Genomic DNA, 12,692 nt, shown 5'->3' on the forward strand with positions numbered 1-12,692 from the left:
GAGTGCTGTCCGAGAGCGAGGCGTGTTCTCCGCGAATTGTGCCCGACCCGGTTTGGGTCCGTCCACGAAGGTGCCGGATCAGCGGTTCCGAAAACAATTTCTGTTCGGTTGAGACGCGGTTGAGCAGGACATTGTTCCAGTTTTCGCTGACCGATCGCTGATCCGCACTCCGCGGTGGGCGGCGGGCGGCCGGGAGGCGTCGGGAACGTCAGTGCATGGTCAGTGCTTCGTCAGCCGGCGCGACGACGATCGGCCGGGCGACGATGTCTTCCCAGGAGTGATGCATGACTACCAGCGTGCCGTTGACTGAAGGCCAAAAAGACATCTGGTTCGACGAAAAGCTCACCGGCGGTGGTCCGGCGTACAACACGGCGGCCTACTGGGACATCCGGGGACCGCTCGACCACGATGTTTTCCGTGCCGCGGTACGACGGCTGGTCGACGAGGCCGAATGCACGAGAACCCGGTATGTCGAATCGGACGGCGAGCCGAGGCAGATTGTGGAGGCGTTGCCGGAAATCCCGATGACAGAACACGATCTCACCGGCGCGGCCGACCCGGACGCGGCGGCACGCGAGTGGATCGCCCGGGACCTGCGCGAGCCGTTCGACATCGCCGAGTTCCCATTGTTCCGGCTCGCGTTGCTGCGGACCGGTCCCGGCCGGGCGCTGTTCTACATGTGCAACCACCACTTGATGTCGGACGGCTACAGCTATGTCGTGTATTGGCAGCGCCTGGCAGCGATCTACGAGGCGATGACCGACGGCACCTCGCTTGACGACGGCGCCTTCCCGCCGCTGACCGCTTTGCTGGAGGCTGAAGCCGCCTACCGAGGTTCGCCCGCAGCGGACCGCGACCGCCTCTTCTGGGCCGGACGCTTCGCCGAGCCGCCGGAGCCAGTCAGCCTCGCGACCACGGACGCGGCTCCAGGGCCGGACTTCTGGAGAAAGGACGGCGTGCTGCCCGTCCCGGTCGCGCAGCAGCTCCGGGACCTTGCCTGGCAGCAGCGGGTGAACTGGCAGGCCGTGGTCGCCGCGGCGCTGGCTGCCTACACTTCCCGGCTTGCCGGAGTGCCCGATGTGGTGCTTTCCCTCCCGGTGCACGCCCGAGTCGACCCGCGCAGCCGTGCGGTGCCCGGCATGGTGAACAACTACCTGCCGTTGCCGGTGTCCGTCCGGCCGGGGATGACAAGAGACGAACTCGTGACGGCGGTGTCCCGGGACTTCGCCAAGACGCTCAAGCACCAGCGGCGCCGAGTGAGCAGGATCCGCCGCGAGATGGGCCTGGCCAGTGATGACCGCAGGCCGTTCGGGCCGTTCCTGAACATCATTCCGCAGGTCTCGGAACTCCGCATCGGCGAATGCCGGGTTCTGCCGCACAGCCCGGCTACCGGATTGGTCGACGACCTCGAGGTGACGGTCGCGGACACCGGTGCTGCCGGGCTGCAGGTCAACGTCAGCGGGAACGCGGCCCGTTATTCGGAAGACGAGGTCGGCCTCCACCTCGCCCGGTTCACCGCTTTTCTCGAGCGGTTCGGCTCGCAGGGGGACGGTGATCTGCTGGCCGGATTGGACGTGTTGCTGCCGGGAGAGGCAGAGACCTTGCGAGCGGCGGGCACGGCCACGACGGCCGAGGACTACATCGGAGTCGTGGAACGCATTCGGGCAGCCGCCGCGCGAACTCCAAGCGCGGTCGCGGTTTCCGATGGTGAAGGCGAGCTGACCTATGCCCAACTGGTCGGCCGGGCAAGCGCTCTCGCCAGACGCCTGCCGAGCGACGGGATCACAGCTGTTCTCGCCGAGCGCGGTGCCGGGTTCGTCGTGGGCGTGGTGGGCGCGCTGACCGCGGGCAGCGCGTTCCTGCCGCTCGACACCGGCCTTCCCACGCCCCGCCTGGCCGCGCTGGTTTCCGGCGGTGCCGTCCGGTGCATTGTCGCGGACGCCGCGCATCGCGAGCTGGCCGAGGCGATCGCTGTCCAGACACAGGTTGTGGTTCTCGACGACGGCGTCGACGGGGAGGACGGCCTTGTCCCGACGCGCGGGTATGCGGACGACTTGGCGTACGTGATTCATACCTCCGGGTCGACCGGCAAGCCCAAGGGCGTCATGGTGCACCGCCGTGGCATGGTCAACCATCTGCTGGCCAAGGCCGAAGACCTCGCGTTGTCGCCGACGGACGTCGTGGCCTGCAACGCGCCGGTCACCTTCGACGTCTCGGTCTGGCAGATGCTGGCGCCGCTGATCGTCGGAGCACAAGCGCGGGTGACTACCCGGGAGACCGCAGCGGATCCGGAGTTGTTGTTCGGAGACAAAGACCTCACGATCCTGGAGGTCGTCCCGTCCCTGTTGCGGGCGGCCGTGGAATCCTGGCCGGAAGGCCGCGCTCCTCGGCTGCCCGGGTTGCGCTGGCTGCTCGTGACGGGCGAGGCGCTTCCCGGCCAGCTGTGCCGGGACTGGGCCGCTCGGTACCCGGGCATTCCGTTGATGAATGCTTACGGGCCAACGGAATGTTCGGACGACGTGACTCACGCGGTGATCCGGGCCGGTGAGTCCGAGGGAGTCCGCGCGCCGATCGGCCGCCCGGTGCGAGGCACCAGCCTCCGCGTGCTCGGAGACGATCTTCGCCCGGTTCCGCCGGGAGTGGCCGGCGAGCTCTACGTAGGCGGTACCGGTGTCGGGCGGGGGTACCTCGACGATCCCGCGGGCACCGCGCTGGCCTTCATCCCGGATCCGGCCGGCCGCGCCGGAGAGCGGATGTACCGCACCGGCGACCGGGTCCGGATGCGGCGCGACGGTCAGCTCGAGTTCCTGCAGCGCCGGGACCATCAGGTGAAAATCCGAGGCCATCGGATCGAACTCGACGAGGTCGAAGCCGGGTTGCGGGCCTTGCCCGCGGTCGCCGACGCGGTTGCGGCGGTGGACGAGTCCGGGGGGCGCAAGCGACTCGTCGGGTATGTCGTGGCCGCCGGTCCGGCGGATCCGGACCGGATCCGTGCCGATCTGGCCGAAACGCTGCCCGAGTACCTGATCCCCGCGGTCTGCGTCGTGCTGGACGAAATGCCGCTGACGCCGGCGGGCAAGATCGACCGCAAAGCGCTGCCCCGGCCCGCGGCCTTCCCGGAGAAGAAGGCGGCTGCGCGGACCCGGACCGAGCGCATTCTGACGGGCGTGCTCGCCGAGGTGCTGGGAGTGCACGCGGTCGGCGTGGACGACAGCTTTTTCGCGCTGGGCGGCGACAGCATCAACGCCATTCAGGTCGTAGCGCGGGCCAGGGCCGCGGGACTCGCACTCACTCCGCGCGATGTGTTCCGGCACAAGTCGGTTGCCGCGCTCGCCGAGGTCGCCGCCGAAATCGTCGAGACCGCGGTGCGGCCAGCGGATTCCGACGGCGTAGGCGAGCTAGAACCGACTCCGGCGGGGTACGGATTCCGCGAGGACGTTGCCGCACGGGTTGACCACGCTGCAGCGTTCAGCCAGTACGTCGTGCTCGATGTCCCGCCGGGACTGTCCGTCGCCGGTCTCGTCGAGGCGATGCAAGCCGTTCTCGACTGCCACGACGCACTCCGGACGCGGCTGCAGGTGCCCGCGGAAGGGGTTTGGGCGCTGGAGATACAACCGCCGGGTTCGGTCCACGCGGCTGACGTCGTGATCGGTCTGTCCGCGATGGGCGCGGATGAGGTGCTCGCGGATGCCACGGCGCGTCTCTCTCCACAGGCGGGGGTGATGGTGCAGGCCGTCTTGCTCGACGGGCACACCCTGGTGCTTGTCGCGCACCATCTCGCTGTCGACGGAGTGTCTTGGCGGATCCTCTTGCCCGACTTGATGGCGGCTTGGCAGCACGGCACGGAACCTCGCCCGGTGGGAACATCGCTGCGCCGGTGGTCGCGGATGCTCACCGACGAAGCCCGGACGGCGAAGCGGGTTTCCGAACTCCCCGTCTGGTTGAACCAGGTGCGCGGTGCGGAGCCGCTCCTCGGTACCCGCGCACTGGATCCGGCTATCGACCGGCACGGTACCGCCCAGCGGCTCGGCATGGAACTGCCCGCGTCGCTGACTGCCGCGTTGTTGACCGAGGTGCCGGCGGCGTTCCATGCCGAGATCGACGAGATTCTGCTGGCTGCGCTGACTTGCGCAGTCGTCGACTGGCGCCGGAGGAGGGGGTCGGCTGTCCGGGAAGTGGTGCTCGAACTCGAGGGACACGGCCGGGAGCAGATCTCCGACGACGTCGATATCTCGCGCACGATCGGCTGGTTCACCAGCGTCTATCCCGTTCGGCTGGAGCTCGGCGCGGACGAGCTGTGGTCCGGTCCGGCGCTTGCCGGGCTGGTCAAGAGCATCAAGGAGCAGCTGCGTGCCGTTCCGCGCGGCGGTCTCGGATTCGGATTGCTGCGCCATCTCAACCGGCAGACCAGTGCGGCGCTGGCCGAGCACTCCGTGCCGCAGATCGGGTTCAACTATCTCGGCCGGTTCGACGGGAGCATGATCCGGGCCAGCGGGGTCTCGGCCAGCCCGGACATGCCGATGCGGCACGTTCTCGAGCTGGACGCGGTCGTGATGGGACGGCCGGAGGGACCGGTGCTCGCGGCCGAATGGCGATGGGCGGGCGAACTGCTGACCGCCGAAGAGGGCGAAGACCTTGCCCGGACGTGGCAGCGGGTGCTCGTTCTGCTGGCCGCGAGTGCCGGCGAGGATGCCGGCGGCGGGCACACCCCGTCCGATTTCGCGATGGTCGACCTCAGCCAGGAGGAGATCGAGGCGTTCGAGACGACGGGCGCGGTGGCCGATGTGCTGCCGCTGTCGCCGTTGCAGCAAGGACTTCTGTTCCAGGCCGAGTTCGATCGCAACGGTCTTGACGTCTACACCTTGCAGGTCGCCATGGACGGCGACGGACCGCTGGACCAGGACCGGCTGGCGGCGGCCGCGGCCGCACTGCTGGAGCGGCATCCGAGCTTGCGGGCATCGTTTCGCTACCGGTCGTCGGGCGATTCGGTCCAGGTGATCGCCGCGTCGGCGACCGCACGGGTCGACGAGGTCCGGCTGGCGGGTCCGGTCGAGCTGGCCGAGTTCACCGATGCCGAATGGCTGCGCCGGTTCGACGTCTCGCAGCCTCCGCTGATCCGGTTCACCGTCGCGAGGCTCAGCGCCGACCGGTTCCGGCTGATTGTTACCGCACACCACATCCTGGTCGACGGATGGTCGATGTCCGCGATCCTCGGCCGCGAGCTGCTGACTTTGCTCGCGGCGGACGGTGCGGCAGGCGCGTTGCCCGCGCCCGTCCCGTCCACGAGCTACCACCTGTGGCTGGCGGCGCAGGACAAGCACAGTGCCCGCGCGGCCTGGGCAACGGAGCTGGAGGGCGTCGCGGGGCCGACCAAACTCGGTCCGGACGAGCGCGGGCAGGTGTCCGTCTTGCCGGAGCTGCTCGACGTCGAACTTCCCTCCGCGTTGTCCTCCCGGCTCGGCGACTTCGCCCGCACTCGCGGCCTCACCCTGAACACAGTCGTCCAAGGCTGCTGGGCGGTGCTGCTCGGCAGGCTGACCGGACGCGACGACGTCGTGTTCGGCACAGTCCACTCGGGACGGCCGCCGCAACTGCCCGGGGTCGAGGACATGGTCGGGGTGTTCATGCACACTCTGCCGGTGCGCGTCCGGCTCGATCCGCACCGGACTGTCGTCGAGACGATGGCGGAGCTGCAGGAACGGCAGTCGGCCCTCGCCGAGCACCAGCACCTCGGACTCGCCGAGATCCAGCGGGAGGCCGGGGCGGGGGAGCTGTTCGACACCGTGGTGAGCTATCACAACTACCCGGTCGACAGCGTGGGCAGGCTGGACGGCGTGCTGCCAGGAGTGACCGTGCTCGGCTGGCAGGCCAGAGTCATCTCCGAGTACCCGCTAGCGCTGAGCGTGCACCCCGGCGAATCGGTGCGCCTGCAGGGGCAGTACCGGCCCGATGTGTTCTCCCGTGCCCGTATTTCCGGCCTGGTTGACAGGTTCGTGGCTTTGCTGGGCAAGGTCGTAGATGAGCCGGAGGTGCGGCTGGGCAGGCTCGACGTGCTCACTCCTGCCGAACGGGGGCGGGCGCTCGGCGAATGGGCCGGCACCGGGCGCCGGGCGCCCGCGCAGGTGGTGCCCGAGGTCTTCGAAAGCCGAGTGCGCAAGGCCTCGGACGCGTCCGCGATCGTCCACGGCGCGGTCGAGCTGACCTACCACGAGCTGAACGAGCGGGCGAACCGGTTGGCCCGTCTGCTGATCCGGCACGGCGTCGGCCCCGAGCGGACCGTCGCACTGGCGCTGCCGCGCACGGTCGAGTCCGCCGTGGCCACGCTGGCGGTGCTCAAGGCAGGCGGAGCCTTCCTGCCGATCGATCCGGCATACCCGGCCAACCGCATCTCTTATCTGATCGAGGACGCCGCTCCCGCCGTCGTGGTCACGGACGCGGAGACGCACGAACGTCTTCCGCTGCTCTCGCTGCCGGTGATTTTGCTGGACGAGTCCGATGCCGAGCTCGCCGAACTGGCTGGCGACAACATAGGCGACGACGAGCGCACCAGTCCGTTGTCGCCGGCTAACAGCGCCTACGTCATCTACACGTCGGGCTCGACCGGGCGGCCGAAGGGAGTCGTAGCCGACCACTCCGGATTCGTCGCGATGATCGACGGACTGGCCGAGTGCGTGGCCGCCGGGCCCGCCGACCGCGTGCTCCAATTCGCTTCCTACAGCTTCGATTTCGCGGTGTGGGAACTGTTCGTGGCGTTGCTCGAAGGCGGCCTCGCGGTCGTGGTGGGCGACGAGAACCGGGCCCCGGGCAAGGAACTGGTCGATCTCGTCAACACCGCGGGCATCACGCTCGCGGGCCTGCCGCCCGCGGTGGTGGCCGCGCTGCCCGAGGACGCTGTCCTGCCCACGGGACTGACCCTCGTCGTCGCCGGCGAGGCCTGCCCTCCGGCGGTCGCCGCGCGCTGGGCGCCTCGGCTGAAGATGATCAACGGCTACGGGCCCACCGAATCTGTCGTCGGCGCGACGATGAGCGACCCGCTGTCCGGGAAAGGCCGTCCCCAGATCGGCCGTCCCACGTCGGCGCATCGGGTTTACGTGCTGGACGGCAATCTGCAACCCGTGCTGCCGGGCGTTGTCGGGGAATTGTATGTCAGCGGCTGCCTGGCCCGCGGCTACCACGGTCGTCCAAGCCTGACCGCGGGGCGGTTCGTGGCGGATCCGTTCTCGGGACAGGGCGAGCGGATGTACCGCACGGGCGATCTGGTGTCCTGGCTGGCCGACGGCAGCCTCGACTACGTCGGGCGGGCCGACGACCAGGTGCAGCTGCGCGGGTTGCGGATCGAGCTGCCCGAGATCGAGTCGGTGCTGGTCGGCCACGACGGAGTGGTCCAGGCCGCGGCCATGGTCCGCGAGGACATTCCCGGAGACCCTCGGCTGGTCGCCTACATCGTTCCCGCGGACGGCTCCGCCGCGGTGCCGTCAGGCCTGCGGGACCACATCGCGGAGTCGCTGCCGGAATCGATGGTGCCGTCCGCGTACGTTCCGCTGGCGGAACTTCCTATTACCACGCAAGGAAAACTCGACCGCGCGGCGCTTCCCGCGCCGCAGATCGCTTCTCCGCGGTCCCGGGCGCCGCGCAACCCGATCGAAGAGATCCTCTGCGGGGTCTTCGCCGAGGTGCTCGGACTCCCGGAAATCGGCATCGACGACGACTTCTTCGATTTCGGCGGGCATTCGATGCTGGCGACGCGCGCGGTCGCGAAGGCACGCGCGCTTCTCGGCGTCGAACTGCCTATCCGGGCGCTCTTCGAATCCCGGACGGTTGCCTTGCTGGCCGACCACGTGATGATCGCAGGCGACGCGCGGCCAGCTCTCGCGCCTGCCGCGCCCCCTGCGGACGGCGGCGACCGCACCGAGCCGCTGTCGTTCGCACAGCGCAGATTGTGGTTCCTGCACCGGCTCGAAGGGCAGAGCGGAACCTACAACGTGCCGCTGGCGCTGCGCATGTCCGGAAAGCTGGACAGCGACGCGCTTCAAGCCGCGTTGCGCGATCTGGTCGAACGGCACGACGTCCTGCGTGCGGTGTTCCCCGGCACCGACGGGCAGCCCTATCAGCGAATCCTGTCCGCACCGGCGGGGTATCCGCTGTTGCGTGCCGTGCGGCTGCGGGACCAGGACCTCGCCAGAGCGCTCGCGCTCGAGGCCGGAACGGGTTTCGACCTCGCCGCCGCGCCTGCCATGCGAGCGACGTTGTTCGTGCTCGGACCGCAGGAACACCTGCTGCTGCTGGTATTCCACCACATCGTGTTCGACGGATGGTCCATCGAACCGCTGACGCGGGACCTGCTCGCCGCGTACCGGGCCCGTCGCGCCGGACAGGATCCACAGTGGACCCCGCTGGCCGCCCGTTACGGCGACTACACGGCGTGGCAGCGGGAACTGCTCGGCACGGAGGACAACCCGAGCGAGATCTACCGCGGCCAGTTGCAGTACTGGCGGGAAAATCTGGCGGGAATCCCCGAGGAACTCCCGGTACCCGCCGACTTCCCGCGCCCCGCGCTCAACAGCCATCGGGGAGGCCAGGTGACGTTCGCCGTCGAGGCCGATCTGTACCGCGGTCTGACCGCATTGGCGCGTTCGTCCGGCGCGAGCTTGTTCATGGTCCTGCAAGCAGCGTTGGCCGGCTTGCTCACCAAGCTCGGGTGCGGGACGGACATTCCGTTGGGCAGCCCGATCGGCGGCCGGACCGACGTGGCGTTGAACGACCTGGTCGGCTTCTTCGTCAACACGTTCGTGCTGCGTGCCGACACGAGCGGCGACCCGACGTTCGCGGAGTTGATCGGGCGGGTGCGAGAAGCGGATCTGGCCGCTTACGCCAATCAGGACCTGCCGTTCGACGATGTCGTCGAGGCGCTGAACCCGGCACGATCGCTGGCGAAACAGCCGTTGTTCCAGGTCATGATCGCGCTGGAGAAAGGGTACGGACCGCCCGCCGGATTGCCCGGGCTCACCGTGCGAGGCGAGTTCGTGCCTTCGGCCACGACCCAGTTCGACCTCAACTTCCAGTTCCTCGAACTCGAGGGTCCCGACGGCGAGGACGAGCTCTCTTGCTTGATCGACTACAGCCGGGATCTGTTCACCGGTTCGACCGTGACCGGTTTCGGCGAGCGGCTGGTCCGGCTGCTGCGCGCGGCGGTCGCCGATCCGGGGGTCCGCCTGCGGGAGGTGGACCTGCTGTCCGCCTCCGAACGCCACACCATGCTGGTGCGGTGGAACGATACCGCGCACCGGACCCCGGCCAGCACCCTGCCCGTGCTGTTCGAGGAGCAAGCGGCGCGCACTCCGGACGTGCCCGCTGTGGTGGCGGGCGCCGACCGGCTGACTTACTCGGAGCTGAACCGCGCGGCCAACCGGCTCGCGTGGCGGCTCGCCCGCTCCGGGGCCGGCCCGGAACGAATCGTCGCCATCGCCCTTCCCCGATCGACGGAACTGGTGGTGGCGGCACTCGCCGTGCTCAAGACCGGTGCGGCCTACCTGCCGCTAGACCCTGAGAACCCGGCCGAGCGCACAGCCGGAATGCTCGGAGAAACGGATCCGGTCTGCTTGATCGCCGACCGCTCGCCGGTACCGGACGCCGGCGTCCCGACCGTGCTGCTGGACGAACCGGGACCCGAGTATCCCGAACACAACCTGGCGGTACCGATCCGGCCGGACCACGCCGCTTACGTGATCTACACCTCCGGATCCACCGGGCGTCCAAAAGGGACAGTCGTCGAGCATCGGGCGGTCGTGAACTACCTTTCCTGGGCTGTCGCCGCCTATCCGGCGTTGCGGTCCGGTGCGCTCGTGCCTTCCCGGCTGTCGTTCGATCTGACGGTCACCGGTCTGTACGGGCCGCTGACGTGCGGCGGGACGGTGCACCTGGCCGAACTAGCCGAAGGCGCGGTAGCCGCGAACCAGCGGCCTGCCTTCCTCAAGGGGACACCGAGCCACCTCGCCTTGCTGCAGGTGCTGCCGGACCAGTATTCGCCGCACGCGGAGCTGGTACTGGGCGGCGAGCCGCTGCCCGGCGACGAACTCGACCGCTGGCGGAGCGCGCATCCGGGGGTCCGGGTCTGCAACGAATACGGCCCGACCGAGACGACGGTGGGCTGCACCTGGCTTCCGATCGAGGCGGACGACGTCGTGCGACCGGAGATCCTTTCGATCGGCAGGCCGATCTGGAATACCCAGGCCTACGTGCTGGACGCGGCGCTCAACCCGGTGCCGTGCGGCGTGACCGGCGAGCTTTACGTCGCGGGGGAGAACCTGAGCCGCGGCTATCTCAGCAGGCAAGCGCTCACCGCGCGGCGGTTCGTGGCGAATCCGTTCGGCGAGCCCGGATCCCGGATGTACCGCACCGGCGATCTCGTCCGGTGGACGGCGGACGGGCGAATGAGCTTCGCGGGCCGGACGGACGGCCAGGTGAAAATCCGGGGGTTCCGGGTCGAGCTCGGCGAGGTCGAATCGGTGCTGGCCCGGCACGGTTCGGTCCGGCACATCGCGGTTGCCGAGCACGGGGACAAGCTCGAGGACCGGGGGCTTGTCGCCTATGTCGTTCCGGCTGATCCGTCCGACTGGGATCCCAGCGATCTCGCCGCGTTCGCGGCACGCGAGCTGCCCGCCTACATGGTGCCCTCGGACGTGGTGGCTCTCGACGAATTGCCGTTGACCGCCAACGGAAAGCTCGATCGCGCTGCCCTGCCGTCGCCAGAGCGCGCAGACCGGCCGGAAGCAGGATCCCCCGCTGAAGGACTGACGACCGCGGAGGCTGCCCTGTGCCGCATCATGGCCGGCGCGCTGAAGCGCCCGTCCCTTGGCGTCGAGGCGAATTTCTTCGACGAGGGCGGCGACAGCGTCCGGGTGATCCGGGTGGTCAACGAGGCCCGTGCGGAAGGGCTGCCGATCACGCTGGCCGACGTCTTCGTCAATCAGACACCGAGATCGCTCGCCGCGTCGATCGCGCCGCGGCCGGAGCCTGCCCGCGCCAACGAGGCGGAAGCAGGTTCGAGCGCGCGGGTGATGGCGGACGCGTTCGCCGAGGTCGAGCGGGCCGCGGACACAGATCCGTTCGCGACCGTGCTCCGCATGCGACCAGGAGGGGAACGGAATCCGCTGTTCTGCGTGCACAGCGGAGTCGGGTTCGCGCTGCCCTACCTCGGCCTCGCCAAGCACCTTGGGCCGGAATACCCGCTGTACGGCCTGCAAGACCCGAGCGTCACGGAACTCGCACCCGCGCCGCGATCGGTCGGGGAGATGGCTGACGACTATGTGCGGCGAATCAAGCAAGTCCAGCCGTCCGGGCCCTACCATCTGCTCGGTTGGTCCTTCGGCGGGATCGTCGCCTACGAGATCGCCGCGCGGCTGCAGGCAGGCGGCGACGAAGTGGGAGTGCTCGCCAATCTGGACTCTTACCCGCGGGCCGGGGAAGAACAGCGCGACGACGAGCAGGTCATGTTCGGCTGGCTGCTCGAGCTGATCGGCCACAGCCGGTCCGAATTCGCCGGCCGCGAGGTCACCGCGGCCGACCTCCACGCGGTGCTGGTCTCAGACGGGAGTCCGCTCGCCGCGCTCGGGATCGAGCGGCTTTCGGCGATGGTGCGCGGCATGCGCAGCCACGAAGCGCTGCTGCACGGCTACGTGCCCAGCCGGTATCGCGGCAGGATGCTCCTGTTCACCGCTGCGGGCGGACTCGCAGACGGCGCGGTGAAAGCGAAAACCAGCCGGTGGAGGCCTTACGTGGACGGCGAGGTCGCCGCCTACCGGATCAGCGCGGCGCACGACGACATGATGAGCGCCGAGCCGCTGGCGCAGGTGGCCGTGGTGGTCACCGGGGAACTCGACCGTCAGGCGGACCGGTGATGAACGTCGAGGTGCTGGCACTGGCCGAGAGGCGGTTGCGGCAGCTGCGCCGTTCGCCCGGCAGAGTGCTCGGGGTCGCGCTGAGCCCGCTGATCTCCATGGTCGTGCTCGGGTATCTGTTCCGGTCGGCGATCTCGCTGCCGGGAGGAGTCAGCTACCAGGAGTACCTGTTCGCCGGGGCCGCCGTCCAAGTGGGGCTGGCGACGGTCGGGCCGACCGCGATCGCGGTCGCGACCGACCTGAGCTCCGGCCTGGTCGACAGGTTCCGGACTCTGCCGATCCGCAGGAGCGCGGTGCTCGCCGGGCACACTCTGGCCGATTTGCTGGTGGGAGTGGGATCGCTGGGGCTCGCCCTGGCGGTCGGCTTGCTCATGGGATGGCAGTCGCACACCGGTGCGCTGTCGACGCTCGCCGGGTTCGCGGTGGTGATCGTCTTTCTCTATGCGATGGTCTGGGCGGGCGCGTGGTTCGGATTGGTCATGCGCAGTCTCGAGTCGATCAGCTCGGTGACCCAGTTGATTGTCGTCGTCCTGCCGTTCTTCTCCACAGCTTTCCTGCCCGTCGGGAACTTCCCAGCGTTCGTCCGGCCGATCGCCGAGTGGAATCCGGTCAGTGCGGTGATGTCCGTGGTGCGCCGGTTGTGGGGAAACGGCGCCGCCGCGGCGGGCGACCCGGCCGACGGGCAGGTGTGGACGGTTTTCGTCGTGACCGTCACGGTGCTCCTGGCCGGCAGCGTGCTGGCCAGTTTGCGCCGGTTCGCTACCGCCGAGTGAATTCCCGATATCTGCTGGAGTG

At 69.1% G+C, this 12,692-nt stretch carries 2 protein-coding genes; both read left to right on the forward strand.

The features are described from left to right. Positions 1-284 precede the first annotated feature (284 nt). The gene (locus tag AB5I40_RS35105) at positions 285-11,897 is read left to right on the forward strand and encodes an amino acid adenylation domain-containing protein (RefSeq protein WP_370934469.1); all 11,613 of its coding nucleotides are present in this window, start codon (positions 285-287) and stop codon (positions 11,895-11,897) included. After that, the gene (locus tag AB5I40_RS35110; protein WP_370934470.1) at positions 11,897-12,670 is read left to right on the forward strand and encodes an ABC transporter permease; all 774 of its coding nucleotides are present in this window, start codon (positions 11,897-11,899) and stop codon (positions 12,668-12,670) included. The genes AB5I40_RS35105 and AB5I40_RS35110 overlap by 1 nt, the downstream gene beginning before the upstream one ends. Positions 12,671-12,692 lie beyond the last annotated feature (22 nt).

It is taken from the genome of Amycolatopsis sp. cg13 (assembly GCF_041346965.1).
Taxonomy (GTDB): Bacteria; Actinomycetota; Actinomycetes; order Mycobacteriales; family Pseudonocardiaceae; genus Amycolatopsis.